General features: G+C 58.5%; 17 protein-coding genes. 4 read left to right on the plus strand and 13 right to left on the minus strand.

Annotated features, from left to right (window positions below; all coding sequences use genetic code 11):
* The first annotated feature begins 48 nt into the window (after positions 1-48).
* Positions 49-1125 carry a UDP-N-acetylglucosamine--N-acetylmuramyl-(pentapeptide) pyrophosphoryl-undecaprenol N-acetylglucosamine transferase gene (locus SynBIOSU31_RS13620; RefSeq protein WP_186490854.1) on the plus strand — a complete coding sequence of 359 codons (1077 nt, stop codon included), beginning with the start codon at positions 49-51 and terminating at the stop codon, positions 1123-1125.
* 8 nt (positions 1126-1133) lie between these two features.
* Here SynBIOSU31_RS13620 and SynBIOSU31_RS13625 read toward each other — a convergent pair whose 3' ends face one another.
* Entirely contained in the window at positions 1134-2228 is a 1095-nt protein-coding gene (locus SynBIOSU31_RS13625) for a pyridoxal phosphate-dependent aminotransferase (RefSeq protein ID WP_186490856.1), read from the minus strand.
* Positions 2229-2323: 95 nt separating this feature from the next.
* Here SynBIOSU31_RS13625 and SynBIOSU31_RS13630 point away from each other — a divergent pair, with 95 nt between their 5' ends.
* A complete protein-coding gene (locus SynBIOSU31_RS13630) occupies positions 2324-3160 on the plus strand; it encodes a pentapeptide repeat-containing protein (RefSeq protein ID WP_186490865.1) in 837 nt (278 codons plus the stop codon).
* Between the two features lie 64 nt (positions 3161-3224).
* Here SynBIOSU31_RS13630 and SynBIOSU31_RS13635 read toward each other — a convergent pair whose 3' ends face one another.
* Positions 3225-4919 carry a type II secretion system protein GspD gene (locus tag SynBIOSU31_RS13635; protein WP_255477266.1) on the minus strand — a complete coding sequence of 565 codons (1695 nt, stop codon included), beginning with the start codon at positions 4917-4919 and terminating at the stop codon, positions 3225-3227.
* 33 nt (positions 4920-4952) lie between these two features.
* Here SynBIOSU31_RS13635 and SynBIOSU31_RS14855 point away from each other — a divergent pair, with 33 nt between their 5' ends.
* Positions 4953-5321, plus strand: coding sequence for a hypothetical protein (locus SynBIOSU31_RS14855; RefSeq protein WP_255477267.1), 369 nt, complete (start codon positions 4953-4955; stop codon positions 5319-5321).
* Between the two features lie 215 nt (positions 5322-5536).
* Here SynBIOSU31_RS14855 and SynBIOSU31_RS13640 read toward each other — a convergent pair whose 3' ends face one another.
* Genes SynBIOSU31_RS13640 through SynBIOSU31_RS13660 form a run of 5 tightly spaced genes read right to left on the minus strand, consistent with a single transcriptional unit; the run spans position 5537 to position 9895 of the window.
* On the minus strand, positions 5537-6313 hold the full coding sequence (locus tag SynBIOSU31_RS13640; protein WP_186490869.1) for a hypothetical protein: 777 nt from the start codon (positions 6311-6313) through the stop codon (positions 5537-5539).
* Positions 6310-7008, minus strand: a complete 699-nt coding sequence (locus SynBIOSU31_RS13645) for a PilN domain-containing protein (protein WP_186490870.1) — start codon at positions 7006-7008, stop codon at positions 6310-6312. The genes SynBIOSU31_RS13640 and SynBIOSU31_RS13645 overlap by 4 nt, the downstream gene beginning before the upstream one ends.
* A complete protein-coding gene (locus SynBIOSU31_RS13650) occupies positions 7001-7888 on the minus strand; it encodes a hypothetical protein (RefSeq protein WP_255477268.1) in 888 nt (295 codons plus the stop codon). Before SynBIOSU31_RS13650 ends, SynBIOSU31_RS13645 begins: the two co-directional genes overlap by 8 nt.
* Positions 7889-7934: 46 nt before the next feature.
* Positions 7935-9113 (minus strand): quinone-dependent dihydroorotate dehydrogenase, encoded by a 1179-nt coding sequence (locus tag SynBIOSU31_RS13655; protein ID WP_186490877.1) that lies wholly within the window; start codon positions 9111-9113, stop codon positions 7935-7937.
* Positions 9110-9895, minus strand: coding sequence for a ribonuclease H family protein (locus tag SynBIOSU31_RS13660; protein ID WP_186490879.1), 786 nt, complete (start codon positions 9893-9895; stop codon positions 9110-9112). Before SynBIOSU31_RS13660 ends, SynBIOSU31_RS13655 begins: the two co-directional genes overlap by 4 nt.
* A gap of 60 nt (positions 9896-9955) precedes the next feature.
* On the opposite strand from SynBIOSU31_RS13660, the gene SynBIOSU31_RS13665 reads away from it, so the two are divergent.
* Positions 9956-10660: a DUF3747 domain-containing protein gene (locus SynBIOSU31_RS13665; protein WP_186490881.1), complete on the plus strand. Its 705-nt coding sequence runs from the start codon at positions 9956-9958 to the stop codon at positions 10658-10660.
* Between the two features lie 290 nt (positions 10661-10950).
* Here the strand turns inward: SynBIOSU31_RS13665 and rplL are convergent, their stop codons facing one another.
* The 6 genes from rplL to secE form a co-directional block, all read right to left on the minus strand.
* Positions 10951-11343, minus strand: a complete 393-nt coding sequence (rplL, locus tag SynBIOSU31_RS13670; protein ID WP_186490883.1) for a 50S ribosomal protein L7/L12 — start codon at positions 11341-11343, stop codon at positions 10951-10953.
* 47 nt (positions 11344-11390) lie between these two features.
* Positions 11391-11918, minus strand: a complete 528-nt coding sequence (rplJ, locus tag SynBIOSU31_RS13675) for a 50S ribosomal protein L10 (RefSeq protein ID WP_186493115.1) — start codon at positions 11916-11918, stop codon at positions 11391-11393.
* A gap of 280 nt (positions 11919-12198) precedes the next feature.
* Positions 12199-12906, minus strand: a complete 708-nt coding sequence (gene rplA / locus SynBIOSU31_RS13680; protein WP_186490885.1) for a 50S ribosomal protein L1 — start codon at positions 12904-12906, stop codon at positions 12199-12201.
* Positions 12907-12983: 77 nt separating this feature from the next.
* Complete coding sequence (rplK, locus tag SynBIOSU31_RS13685; protein WP_186490887.1) at positions 12984-13409, minus strand: 50S ribosomal protein L11; 426 nt, start codon at positions 13407-13409, stop codon at positions 12984-12986.
* A 110-nt stretch (positions 13410-13519) separates the two neighbouring features.
* Positions 13520-14188: a transcription termination/antitermination protein NusG gene (gene nusG, locus SynBIOSU31_RS13690; protein ID WP_186490889.1), complete on the minus strand. Its 669-nt coding sequence runs from the start codon at positions 14186-14188 to the stop codon at positions 13520-13522.
* A gap of 60 nt (positions 14189-14248) precedes the next feature.
* The gene (secE, locus tag SynBIOSU31_RS13695; RefSeq protein ID WP_186490890.1) at positions 14249-14497 is read right to left on the minus strand and encodes a preprotein translocase subunit SecE; all 249 of its coding nucleotides are present in this window, start codon (positions 14495-14497) and stop codon (positions 14249-14251) included.
* Positions 14498-14584 lie beyond the last annotated feature (87 nt).

Raw genomic sequence — 14584 nt, forward strand, 5'->3', positions numbered from 1 at the left:
GCCTCAGCATTCGAACTAAGTTAGGCCGCGTTTTCATGGTCTGCTCCCATGCCCCGGCTTCTCATCGCCGCCAGCGGCACCGGTGGCCATTTGTTTCCAGCGCTGTCGGTGGCGGAAGCACTTCCAGCTGACTGGAGCGTGCGCTGGCTGGGGGTTCCAGATCGCTTGGAAACAAGTTTGGTGCCTGACCAGTACAAACTGGTCACCGTGAAAGCCGGAGGTCTCCAGGGCCGAGGCCTAAGCAAACTCATCCAGTTGCTGCGGCTGCTGGGGGCCAGCCGCGATGTACGCCGGATGATCCGCAGGGAACAGATCGATGCGGTGTTCACCACAGGTGGTTACATCGCCGCACCGGCAATCCTTGGAGCCCGGTGGTGCGGTGTCCCCGTTGTGCTGCACGAATCCAATGCCATTCCAGGTCGGGTGACCCGGCTGCTGGGGCGCTTCTGCACCCGCGTGGCCGTCGGTCTTGATGCAGCAGCAAGTCGCATCCCCGGATGTGCGGCCGTGGTCACGGGCACACCGGTGAGGGATGCTTTTCTGCAACCCCAGCCACTGCCGAACTGGGTCCCGAACGGTGAGGGACCCTTGCTTGTGGTGATGGGCGGCAGCCAAGGAGCTCTTGGCCTCAACCGCATGGTGCGGGTGCTGCTGCCGGAGCTGCTCAGCAAAGGCTGCCGGGTGGTGCACCTCACAGGCAGCAACGACCCTGATGTGAACAGCATCGCGCACGCCGCCCTGGTGGAGCGGCCCTTCAGCGACGACATCCCCGGACTGCTGCAACACGCGGATCTCGCGGTTAGCAGAGCGGGTGCAGGCAGCCTCAGCGAGCTTGCCGTGAGCGGCACTCCCTCGGTGCTGGTGCCATTCCCGCAGGCCGCCGATCAACATCAGGATGCCAATGCGGCCTGCGCCGCATCCCTTGGTGCCGCTGTGATTGTGCACCAGCACCACCCGAACCATCCAACCTTGCGCGACACGCTCTGGCGACTGCTGGGACAGAACCTTGGCAGCAACGCAGCCGCTGACAATCCACTTCCGGGGATGAAACAAGCCATGCAGAAGCTGGCGGTGCGCGACGCTGATCAGCAACTAGCAACATTGCTGCAAGCGCTGGTGTCTTGATCCAAGCGTCAGCGCAGTTCCTCCCTCAGGGCTTTGAGGATGCGCCGGTTGCCACGGCGATCCTGCAGACCAATCCGCAGCCAACATTCACCTAAGCCAGTGAAAGAACGGCAGTCGCGCAGGAGTACGCCACGGAGCGCAGCGCGCTCACGTAGCTCCAGCAAGGAGCCGTTGCCACGAACCAGCAAATAGTTAGCACTCGACGGCATGGGTGAGAGGGCGGGCAAATGGGTCAGCTGACGATGGAACCAGCTCCCCTCCTGGGCAACCCAGTCCTGCACCCGCAGCAACCAACGATTCATTCCGAACTGATCAGCCATCACAGACCGACCAGCAGCCAGAGCCAGACCATTCACCGGCCAGGGATCACGCCATTGTTGCCAGCGTTTCAAACGTTCTGGGGAGGCCACTGCATACCCCAGACGTAGCCCCGCGATCGCCAACAGCTTGGTGAGGCTTCGGATCACCACAAGGTTGGGATGGGTCTCCACCAGAGGCAACAGAGACTGCGCTTCTCCCGAGGGCACGAGCGGCAGGAAGGCTTCATCACAGATCACCAATGAGTAGTGCTGCAGCAGTGGCTCAAGCGACGCACGACTCCAGAGCTGACCCGTGGGGTTGTGAGGATTGGTAATCCAGAGCACCTGAAAGGGTTGATCCGGCGCTGCCGGCAAGGGCCATGGCTGGGGCCAGGTTCGAGGCCAACTCAGGCTGAGAGGCAAGCTATGCACTGCACCATCCCAGCAAGCCAGCGCTCGGCGATAGTCCGCAAAACCAGGTTCAGGCAGGCCACTGACACCACAGGCGACAGCATCCCGAGCCGCCCAAGTGAACAGTTCCGCCGCACCATTACCGGGAAGAACGGCCGTGGCCTCGAGACCATGCCAGGTCGCTATCACCTGCCGAAGTTCTTGCTGTTCGCGGTCGGGATAGTTGCGCAGAGCGCTGCCAGCGATCGCATGGTTCAATGCACGCCGGAGGACCCTTGGTGGGCGGAAAGGCACCAGCGAAGCGCTGGCATCAAGAAGCTGCGACGGCTTCAAGCCGAGGCGGAGGGCCTCCTGGGTGAGATTGCCTCCATGCCGTGGAAGGCCGCTGCTCAAGATCAACGCAGGCGACACACAACACCATCCTGCCCAGTCGCACTCGACGGCGGCAGCAGTGCCCGATACAACCAGTCGGCCGAGAGCCGCCGCCCATGAACGACTCGGAATGCAGCCTGACCCGAATCCAACGACTCTCTGGAGGTGTGATGTTGAGTGCTCTGCTGAGCATGACCAGCATGCAGGCGAAGGCCAGTGATGCGCTGATTCAGGTGCTTCAGGAGCGCAGCTGCAGCGGCTGCCGGCTGACAGATGTCGATTTAGTCCACGCCGACCTTCGTGATGCTGACCTCAGCGAGGCCAAGCTGATGCGAACCAATTTGGGCCAGGCTCAGCTGGATGGTGCCGACCTCAGCGGAGCCGATCTCAGCTTCACAAGCCTGCGCGGCGCCTCGCTGCGAGGAGCCAACCTCACTGGGACCCGCCTCTACGGAACGGACCTACGCGATGCAGACCTCACCGGTGCCCTGTTGAATCCCAATGCACTGGATGAGGCTCACTGGCAGGGTGCAAGTGGCATCACTGATGGGATCCGCAGTCATGCCGCGCTGCACAACGCGGGAGTGAACGCTTTCCAGGCCGGCCGCTGGTCAGCGGCGGAGCAGCTGTTCAGTGATGCGATCAGCAGGCAACCTGGGGAACCTCTGAGCTGGGTGGCCCGGGGCATCACCCGCAGCGAACAAGCTAAAGATGACATTGCTGCAGCCGATTTCAGCTATGCCGCTGTGATTTACGAAAAAAACGGCCAAGCCAACTGGGCAATTCAGCTTCGCAAGGCAGCAAAATCAATTAGCGGTCGACGCTTGAAGGAGCAAGCACCGGGTGAAGGCAAAGGCCTTGGGATTCAGCTCCTAAACAACACACTGGCAGGGCTGCGGATGCTGGCACCAATTGCAGCAAAGGCGCTGATCCCAATCGGGCTAGGCTTTTAAGGTGAAAGTCTTTAAGTTAAAAAACTAATAACTCAAATAAGCGAAAAACAATTGATGTTTACAATCAATTCATCATGCGTCGAGCAGCCGGAAGATTAGGCTGATATCCGTATCCATATTGACCACCTTGCTTATCATCAACAATCCGAGGCGTCACGAGAATCACTAACTCTCTTTTGGCCCTATCTCCAGTAGTTTGCCTAAAAAACTGTCCGATCAAAGGAATATCACCAAGGATGGGCCATTTTCTCACAATCCTGGAGTCAGCATCTGAAATAACGCCTGTCAAGATCAACGTTTGTCCATCCCTCACGCGCAAGGATCCAGTATCCAACCTCCGAACGCTGAGAATACTGATAAGACCACAACCTTCAACATTCTGAGAGCGTGTGACTGCAGCTATCGAAGGAGATAGTGCAAAGCTCACAAAACCATTGTCATCAATTTTTGACACCCTTGCCCCAAAAGTAAGGCCTGCTGTTTGGAATTCTGGCTGGCAAGTATTAGCAGCACCGTTCTGGCCAGCTTGAACGCTGTAATCCACAATCTCCTGCGTACCGACCGTCACAAACGATTCGTTGGCTCGCTCGCGGCCAATCGCGCCACTCGACAAAGCCGACGCTGGATCAGAGACACTCGCTGAAGAACCTCCCTGCAACTCAACCGGGGACTCAGAAAGAAGCAGAGTTGGGGAGGCAAGTGTTTTTGCACTATTCGACTGAATTAGTGCTCTCAGGAAGTCCAGAAACCCATCCGGAGAATCTGGGTAAGACAAACCAGGATTCACTCGCGCAGGCTCAAGAGGCTTCAACTCCTGAACAGCAACATTCGCATTTTCACCAGTCGAGATAATTCTTTGCCTCTTTCCACTCTCAGCTTCGCCTGCAATTACATTGAAATTATCTGAATTTGGCGGAAGGTTGGAGCCAAACGCCCCGATCAGCTCCCCGCGATCGCTAACAATAAAATTATATCCATCTCTAAACGCAAAGCTATTAGAGATGGATGACTCATTATCAAGAGTAATATCCAAAATTTTCACCGAAAGCGCCACCTGCCTCTGACGAAGATCAATCTGCTTCAGATAATTTTCAGCCACTTGAATCAGGCCTGAATCACCGACCAATGTCAAAGTCTGCAATCTTGAATCGGTAGTCAGCACAAGCCCACGCAAAGGCCCAACAGAAGCACCGAAGGACTCAGTACTTGTCAATTGAGACTTCTCTTGAGAGGTTGTATTGCTGATTTCAGATGTACCTTCAGAAGCCGGTTCTCCAGCCGTTACGGTAATCGTGTTCGTGAAATTAACTGTTGCTCCAAGGTTTCCTAAATACTCAGCTCCTGCTCTTGCACTGACCTGATTTAGTCGAATCACTTTTGACACTTGAGGGCCAAATGTCTTCGACGAAATTGATGTTCCCACCAGCAACATACGTCCGTCGAGCTTTCCTTGAAGACCCGAAGCAAGCAGGATCCCGTTCAGAGCACGTGAATAAGATTCATTCGCAAATGCCATCGAAACCGGAAGGCCACCGAGGTTCGCTGAATTAGCTCCGGAAGTATCAATTCCTTGATTAACCCCAGCATCATCTCCAACAAAAACAAAGCCATACCCCCCTAATCGAGCCAGTGCCATCAGCGCATCTTTGGCTGGCGCATTGTTCAGTGTGAGCGTCACGGGTGGACCACTGACATTCACATAACTGCGGTTCTGCAGCACCATGGTCCCGACTGCCATATCCCCAAGCGGTGGTGCCACGGCTCGAGGCCGCAATGGAGGTGCATAGCGTGCTTGGGGTACCGAACCTGGCGTATTGAGATCCAGGCGTCCTGTTTGGAGAGTCGGAGCCGCTACCAACCCTGGAAACTTGAGAATCAGGTTGCGGCCGTCAGCGCTGACCTCCGGCTCCTGCAAGGTCTGCCCTGGCTCGGGGACCACCTCCAAGCGATAGACACTGCCAGATCCAGTGATGGCCACCCGCTGCAAGCCTGCGACGGCATTAGAAATCTGTTGGCGGCCATTGAGAATCCCAGGGGTTCCCTGTGTCTGCAAACTGCCCTGCCAAACCTGGCCGTTGAGCCGTTGCTGCAACATCGGCTGGGGCCCTACGCCTTGAATCACCACCTCCACGCTGCCCTGGCCACTTCGGACAAGCAATGACATGGCCCCCTGCGCTAACGCCGCGCGGTAGCCAGATCCCATCTTTGCTTCCAAAAAGCCCAGGTCAACCGCGCTGAGACCAGCGACCAGCAAGAGTGAGCTCAGGCGAGAAGGGGTTAGAGGCATACCCTGACCTGTACGCCAATGACATGGGCGGATGGTATCGATCGGAACCCAAGGGGGCCAGCCCTGATCTCCAAGCTGAATGCCTGAATTTAAGAAGGGGCTTGGGGAAGAGGCGGAGGATTGCTGTCTGGCTCCTCCGATTCCTGACTGATACCTGGGTCACCCTTAACGGTCTTCGAAGCTTGGTCAAAAAAGGTCAACCTCAACTTCAATCGAGTGCGAGGCGGGCCGATGCTCTCTGGCTGATCTTCAGCTTCGTCAGGATCCTCCAGAGCGGTGAGCTCGAGATCACTTGGCTGCACTAAAAGCTCAAGCCGCTCCATCCGCCTTAAGAACTGCAGTAATCCCTGATAAGGCCCCTCCACCTGCAACAACACCACGCTTTTCTCATATCCCAAAGCCTGGAGCGGATCATTGGTCGCAGTGGTGGTTGTCTTGCCCTTAGTCCTCTGATCTTGATCGCCTCTGGGCTTCGGGGTATCAGATGAGCCCACTGGTACAGGTTCATACAGGTTGATCACCACGCCGCTGGAGGCAGAGAGACGACTCAGCTGAGCTAAAAAAGTCTGAATCTGGCCACGACCTGCCACCAGGTCCACCAGCAACGCCTGCTGCTCCACGACCTCACCAAGGGTTTTGTCGTTCTGCTTGAGCTGAATCTCCAGAGAAGGAAGAGCGTCACGCTTGCTTTCGAGCAGCGCTAGCCGCTGGCGCTGCTGGTCCATCCGCTCCCATAACGGAAAGCCAAATGCCGTGAATACACCCCCAGCCAGCACCAGACCGAGCAGACCAGGAACAACCACTAACAGTCGCTCCCTGGTGATTTGATGGCGCCAGGCCGGACGATCAGCGCTGAGATTGGTCAAAGAGCGACCCCCTGCTGTTCCAGCAAGCGGTAGCGCTGCACCAGGCCCGTCGCGCCAAGCTGCTGCAGCTGCTGGATCGACGGTTGGACTTTGGGGTCGAGTAACCAGTCGAGGCTGAAGCGCACCGACGTCTCCTCGCCGTCATCGCGGTTGACCTTCAGCACCTTGACCCCGTTGGAGCGGGAGATCGGCAAACGCTCCAACGTGAGCACGAGGGCATTAATCCGCTCAAGCGGTCCTGGCTTGCCGCCAAGACCAACCCTCCCAGACAGTGTGATCTGGTCGTTCTGCACCGAAACATCCTCCAGCTGAATGCCCATCGGCGTGACACGACTCAGTTGCTCCAGCAGAGGCGAGCCGGCCGGAACTGCCAACAACTGTTCGGTGATGTGCTGATTGTCCTGGCGCACTGTTGCCAGCTGCTGCTTGCCAGTGCGCAAACGACCCTCGGCCGATCTCACCCGCTGTTCAAACGGCAACAGCGCCTGCAATTGCTGCTGCAGCTGGCTCTCAATCCGACCCATCCAAACAATCGTACCAACAGACAAAAGCAACGCCACTCCGCCGATCAAAGCTCCACGCAACAGCAGCGGGCGCATGGGTTGCCATGGGCTTGCACGATCCAGCAAACCGAGTTCGAGTCGGCGCTCCCGCAGGAGATCAGGCAGTTGCTGCTGATTGGGTGTATCAGGCATCGCGAGCCCCCAGGGATGCCGTCAAAGCCAGATCGAGCAACGACAGTTCGGCATCGGAACGCAAAGGCCCCTGCCGGGAATCATGCTCGGCGGCCCAGCAGCCCTGCCACTGAGGTGCGGCGGTGACCCACCATCCAGGCAAGCCGACAGGAGCCCAGGCTTCAACCAGCCCCAACACCTCATCCCTGAGCGCTGGTTGTTTCAAGGCCTGGAGGCTGAGATCAACCTCAGGGCAACCATTGCTGATCAACAACAAGCGCCAGCGTCCCTGCTGCTCCACCAACCAAACCAGATGCTCATCAGCACCAGCATGGGCATCACAGAGGCCGCGCCAGCCGGCCGTTAACAACCATTCAGCGCGCAGCAAAGGCAGATCTGCCTCCTTCAACGTGTCCGCCCACGCCTGCAACAGCTGCCGCTCAATTCCCACAACAACAGCGACATCGGCTTGAGGCTGCTGCTGCACATCCAGGTAACTGTCCTCCAAGGACAACGACCAGCCGAGCTCGGGCTGGAGCGCGCGCAATTCGTCGCCGGTCAGCGCAGCCGATGCAGTCCCCTCAAGTAGACGCCACTGACAGCTGATGAGAGGCAACAGCAACTCAACCTCAACCTGGGGAAGACTGAATCCCCTTTCCAGCAACAGATCGGCAATGCTCTCCCCCAACACCTCGGGATTGAGAGGGTGTCCAGAGCGGCACAGGTCTGGCGGCAGAACCATTGTCGACATCTCCCACCCATCCTGCGACCGCCAGGCCAAATGGAGCGCTTCATCCTCCGGAACCAGGAGCACCCTGCGCGGATCCAGCAGACCCCGCAGCTGCATCAACAAGCCATCGAGGGCAGGGAAGCGATCACGCAGTTCAGCAAGCACCACCATGAAACTCCAAGCCAGTGGGTGCTGAGACTTATTTGAAGGGTATCGGCTACTGCCAGGGAGCGCCGCTTCCCACCGCTTCACTGATATGACGGATCCCGTGTCGATCCAACTGATCCACCAGCCCCTCCAGCACCCGTGGCACCAGATCCGGACCTTCAAAGATCCAACCGGTGTAGAGCTGGATCAGGGAGGCTCCAGCGGCGATCCGCTCCCAGGCGGCCTCGGGCGTACTGATCCCTCCGACCCCCACTAGCGGGAGTGCCGGACCAGCTGTGGCACGCAACCGCCTGATCACCTCCAAAGCCCGCTGGCGCAGTGGATCACCGCTGAGGCCCCCCGCCTCCTCGGCAAGGCTGCGGCCGGTCTGAGTGAGCAGCCGCTGCCCCAGCCCAAGGCGATCGAGACTTGTATTAACGGCGATCACACCGGCGAGCCCCTCCTCATAAGCCAACCGTGCGATGCCATCGATGGCGTCATCTTCAAGATCCGGTGCAATCTTCACCAGCAATGGCGGGCAGCCCGGAAGCCTGCGCAAGCGCTCCACCAGCCGTCGTAACTGAGTGGCGTCCTGCAGGTCCCGAAGACCAGGCGTGTTCGGCGAACTGACATTGATCACCGCATAGTCAGCCAATGGCGCCAGCATTTCCAGCGAAGAGGCATAGTCATCGGCCGCCAGCTCCAACGGCGTCACCTTCGATTTGCCCAGATTGATCCCCAGCACGGCAGGCCGCTGACCGCGAGGCGGAAGCGCCTGTCGCTCGAGGGTTCGACGCAACTCCTCCGCACCTCTGTTGTTGAAACCCATGCGATTGAGTGCCGCGCGCTCCTGGGCCAGACGAAACAGCCGCGGCCGCGGATTGCCAGGCTGACCATGCCAGGTGACGGTGCCGACTTCAGCAAACCCGAACCCAAAACGATCCCAGACCCCAGCGGCGACGCCGTTTTTGTCAAAACCAGCCGCCAGCCCCAGGGGATTGCTGAAACGACATCCAAACAACACCTGCTCCAGGCGCAGGTCCCGGCGTGTCAGTTCAGCAGCCACACCATCCAGCACGCCGGAGAGACCTGGCCACCCACGGCGAAGACTGAGCTGACCCAGTGCCTGAAGGGCTGTCTGGCTGAGCTGTTCAGCATCCACGCCTTCGTCTCTAGCCAGCACAGGCCCCAACCAGCGCCGGTAAAAACCTGCGGTGGACATCACCCCGGACGATGACGGCTGGGTCATCTGGGTTCCTCGATCGATCTCGATCCTGCCTCGGCGCGGCGCAGCCGCCAGCAGTCTCCCTCCGCCGGCTCAACCAGCCAATCACGCCAGCTCCAGGCCTGTTGACGCTCCGCAAGGCGCGTCAGAGGTTGCTCCACCAACTGGGCGAGTTCCACCAACGACAGTGCATACCCACCAGCAGCCAAACGATCAGCCAGCTCAAGTCGGGTGAGCAGCCATTGCAAGGATTCGGGTGCTGCATCATCTCCTGTGGATTGCGTCCCACCTGCTGTTGTCCTGGCCTTGGAGGCCGCTGAGTTGGCAACTCGACCCAGTTTTGGTGACGTCCCCTTGGAGAAAGCCACAGCGATTTGATCGACCCGATCGTTATCTGGGTCACCGCTATGTCCCTTCACATAGGTGAGCGGCACATCGGACAGTCGTGCAGCGTCGAGAGCCTGCCAGAGGTCCTGATTGAGCACGGGTTTGCCCGCCGCGGTTTTCCAGCCCTTGCGTTTCCAGCCCGCCATCCAGGAGCCAAGGCCATCGATCAGGTACTTGCTATCGGTCCGCAGGGCGAGATCGGGATGACGAGGCAGCTCCGCCAGTCTCTCCAGCATCCCGAGAGCTGCCTGCAGCTCCATACGGTTGTTGGTTGTCGCAGGGTCGGCACCACCGAACTCCTCCACACTGCCGTCCTCAAAACGGATCAAGGCCCCCCAGCCTCCAGGACCGGGGTTGCCGCTGCAGGCTCCGTCGGTGGCAGCCGCCACAACTCGACCTCTTTGATCAGCCTCAGCCATTGGTCACCCCACGCCTTCTTCGGTACAACACGGTTCTTAGACACCCAGGAGGACTGGGCCATGGGCCGAACCTACTTCCGCAAAGCTGCGCTGAGTGCTGCTGCCGTGGGAGTGGCGGCGATGGCCGGGAGCCTGCCTGGATGGGCCCGGGCCCTGTTCGACAGCAGTCCACTGCAAGAAGAACGTTTCGCAATCCTGGCCCAGGCAGTGGGACGAGATCGCTGGAAGCTTCTGGTGCTGGAACAGATCAAAGCCAGACCGCTCTGCTGGGAAGAACGTCAGGACGGACTGATGAACCCCTCGCTGAACAACTTCGACTTCACTGGAATCTGCAGCCGCTACCTCGACAGCAACGGCTACTCCCTGCGCACGTCCGGCAGGGATGTCGACAAGCGCTATCGCCTGCGTCTGAAACAGAGCAAAAACGGTCTGGCTTTACAGGCGTTGGACTCTGTCCGCGGCGGCGGCTTCACAGTGGCGAGAGCCAGCAATGTGCGTAGGGACAAAAACGCCTTTGTGAAACTGACGCTGGAGCCGGGCTGGTCGTTGGAACGTCGTAGCTACAAGGGGCGCACGTTGAGCCACGTGTATTTCGCGAACACGAAACCAATCAACACCCTGATGGCTGCCAGCAAAGCGAGAACATTTGATAGCAGCCTGACCTTCACCGCCAGCGCGCCCAAGCCCCCTTCACAGCCAGGTGGACGACGTCTGAACCGCCAACGTGGGCCGGTCCGTCTGACGGTGATTCCCTTCCGACCCTGAACCGCTTCCGAGCTGAAGGACAGTTGACAGAGCGCCCCAGCACAACGCGCAATTCAGAGTGCGATTTTTTAGTTTAGGCTTGTGTGAGGAGTGGAAAACGCCTCTTCTGGGTCGAAACAAGGACAGACTCCGGCAACGCGTTTCACTTCTGAGCTCTGCCTTTGGCAGGGCTTTTTTTTGCGCGATGAAACCAGTTTGTCTGGAATCCTGCAGACATCAAAAAACCGACCCGAAGGTCGGTGTTGATGCAGGGAAGGGATCGGCAAGTGCAAGATGCCGATCCAACAAACTCACTTGAGAGTGACCTTGCCGCCCACCTCTTCAATGGCCTTCTTGAGGGCTTCGGCATCATCCTTAGAGACACCTTCTTTGATGGTCTTCGGAGCAGCCTCGACCATGGCCTTGGCATCGCCCAGGCCAAGGCCTGTGGCTTCACGCACAGCCTTGAGGACTTTGATCTTGGCGGAAGCATCGAAGCTTTCCAGCACAACATCAAATTCGGTCTTTTCTTCAGCAGCCTCGCCACCACCACCAGCGGCAGCGCCGGGGGCAGCCATCACCACACCCGCGGATGCGGCAGCGGAGACACCGAAGGCCTCTTCAATCTGCTTCACAAGCTCGGAAGCTTCAAGCAGCGAAAGAGACTTCAACGATTCGAGGATTTCGTCGGTTTTTGGAGACATGGTTGGGATTCAGCAACAGATCAAAAAAACAGTCGGGTCGAAGACGTTCAGCTTTCGCCGGAATCGGCGTGCTGCTTGAGCGCCCGAGCAAGACCGGAGGGAACCTCGTTGATGCCCACAGCCACCTTGGTGGCAACGGCATTAATGGAACCAGCGATCTGAGCCATAAGTACTTCCTTGGTGGGAAGGTTTCCGATGGCCTTGATCTCGTCCTGAGACAAAAGCTTGCCTTCGAAAAGGCCGCCCTTGGTTTCGGACTTCTTGGTGTCCTTCTGAAAAGCCTGAAGGGCCTTCACTGCACCGCCAATATCGCCCTTAACCAGGACGAACGCGTTGGTACCGCTCAGAAGGGGATCGAGGTTGGACCAGGCACTATCACCATCAATGGCGAGACGCATCAAGGTGTTTTTGGTCACCTTGCAGACGCCGTTGCTGGCCTGAAGACGAGTCCTCAGATCAGACATTTCCTTGATGGAGAGACCCTGGTAATCCAGGACCAATGCCATTTCGGCCTCACCGAGGAGCTGCTTGAGCTCTTCGACGATCTGTTGCTTGCTCTCCAGAGTGCGGCCCATAGGATTTGGATCGGATCGGGGGAACAAGCTGGACACACGGCCGTTCAGTACTCCAGTAGGAGACGAGGCCGCGTATCGATCCAAATCCCATGAGGGAGCAAAATCGTCGCGTCTGCCTCGGCAGGTCTTATGCATCAGGCACGGTTGAAACAACCGCTTGAAGCAACCTGCTGTCTTGGGCCGGGCGCGTGCCCGTTGTCTGGCTTACGCCAGCAGCCAAACCTACAACAAAGCCCCCACAGAAGTGGAGGCTAGATAGCACCAAGCCGGCTGAGCGGAATTAGCTCTCTTTGTCGATGTCCTGAAGGGCTGAGATATCCACTTCCACTGAGGGACCCATGGTGGAGGTCACGTACAGGCTCTTCCAGTAACGACCCTTCGCACCGCTGGGCTTATTGCGGTCGATGGTCTCCTGAAGCATTTTCAGGTTGTCGAGCAGGTTGGCAGCATCAAAGCTGGCCTTACCGAAACGCACATGCACGATGCCGGTGCGGTCAGCGCGGAATTCGAGCTTGCCAGCCTTGAATTCCTTGATAGCAGACGCTAGATCAGTCGTGACGGTGCCAGCTTTGGGGTTTGGCATCAGACCACGAGGGCCAAGCACGCGACCCAGCTTGGCGACCTTGGGCATCATGTCTGGAGTGGCAATCAGCAGGTCGAAGTTCATCTCCCCCTTGCTGATGGTGTTGACCAGATCCTCATCGCCAGCGAGCTCGGCGCCAGCTGCTTTGGCGGCTGCAACCTTCTCACCACTGGTGACCACAGCAATGCGCACGGTCTGACCAGTGCCGTGAGGTAGTGCCACGGTGGTGCGGAGCTGCTGATCGGTGTATTTGGGATCGATCCCGAGACGCACGTGCGCCTCCATGGTCTCGTCGAACTTGGCGTTGGCGTTGTCCTTGACCAGCTGAATGGCTTCAAGCGGCTCGTAAGCACGCTCTTCAACCTTGGTGACCAGGCTGGCCAGGCGTTTTGAAAGTTTTGGCATGGCTTAGATGGGGTTCAGACGACCGCAAGGTCTCCCCCAGAAGAATTTGGAAGTGAGCAATGACCGACACAGGAGCGTCAGTCGCTGATGGCGACGCCCATGTTGCGGGCAGTGCCTTCGATGATGCGCATGGCCGATTCAACGCTGGTGCAGTTGAGGTCGGGCAGCTTGGTCTTGGCGATCTCTTCAAGCTGGGATCGCTTGATGGAGCCGACGCTTCCCTTGGCGGACTCTCCAGAACCTTTCTCGATTCCAGCAGCCTTGGTGATCAGCACGGACGCTGGGGGCGTCTTGGTGATGAAGGTGAAACTGCGGTCTTCGAAGACCGAGATTTCCACCGGGATCACGAACCCGGCTTTGTCCTGGGTGCGGGCGTTGTACTCCTTGCAGAACGCCATGATGTTGACCCCGTGCTGACCGAGGGCAGGACCCACGGGCGGTGCAGGGTTGGCTTTGCCGGCCTGAAGGGCCAGCTTGATCACAGCTACGACTTTCTTGGCCATCGGCGGACGGAGTTGAACATCTGTGGATCACCTGGCCCTCGGGGCAGGTGCGGCGAGGTGAAGAACCACCCCTCAGGCCGCCCTCCACAGGGAGACGGCCGCCGCTGATATCAGTTCTGCTTGCTCACCTGAGAAAACTCGAGTTCAACCGGCGTCTCACGGCCAAAAATAGAAAGGAGTGCCTTGAGCTTGCTGCGCTCACCGGAAACCTCGATGACCTCTCCCTGGAAATCCTTGAACGGACCGGCAGTGACCAAAATTTGATCACCTTCAGTGAGATCAACCTTGACAACCGTCTTCTTCTCGGCAGCCCGCTTGAAGATGCGGTCGACTTCCTGACGGCTCAAAGGACGTGGCTTGATGTGACCTCGTGCTTTACCTGTGGCGCGTCGATCTTCCGCACCGACAAAGTTGATGACGTTTGGAGTGCTACGCACGGCCATCATCGTGTCTTCATCCAGCACCATGCGCACAAGCACATAACCGGGGAACACCTTCTCCTCTGTGGACTGGCGGCTGCCGTCTTTTTTGATTTTGACCGCAGGCGTTTCGGGAATTTCGATCTCAAGAATGCGATTGCTCACACCGAGAGTCACAGCCCGCTGCTCCAGCGTGGCCTTCACCTTTTTCTCGCAACTTGATGCCACCTGAACCGCATACCAGCGGGCGACACCCGTGCGGATTGTTGGGCTTTCGAGGGTGCCCTCATCTCCGTCATTCGGCGCCGGAAGATCAAGCACCTCAGTGGAGTCCGACTGGCTTTGATCGAGATCAGACACGAGGCAGGGCAGGAACGAAGGATGAACTGGAAAAGACTCCGGATCGGACCGGAGAGGGGGTCAACGGAACACCTGGGACGCGGCCCAGCCGTAGAAGCGACTCAAGGCGGCAATAGCCGCAGCGGAAAGGCTCACCATCAGGATCACCGCAATGGATTCGCTGAACAGCTGTTGTCGGCTGGGCCAGACCACAAGCTTCAGCTCCTCGTAGGTGGCCTGCAGAAAACCACCCTTTTTCTCAGGCTGTTCAGGGCCTGATGAGGGGGGCGTCGTCGCTGCTGTGGTGTCCTCGGAAGTGGGGCTGGTCACGGATGACGGATCAAAAAGTCGTCTGGGCCGGTGCTGACGCCGGCTCTGAGGGCACGTGACAGCAATGGATCATCCTACCGGACGTCT

The organism is Synechococcus sp. BIOS-U3-1 (genome assembly GCF_014279975.1).
GTDB lineage: Bacteria > Cyanobacteriota > Cyanobacteriia > PCC-6307 > Cyanobiaceae > Synechococcus_C.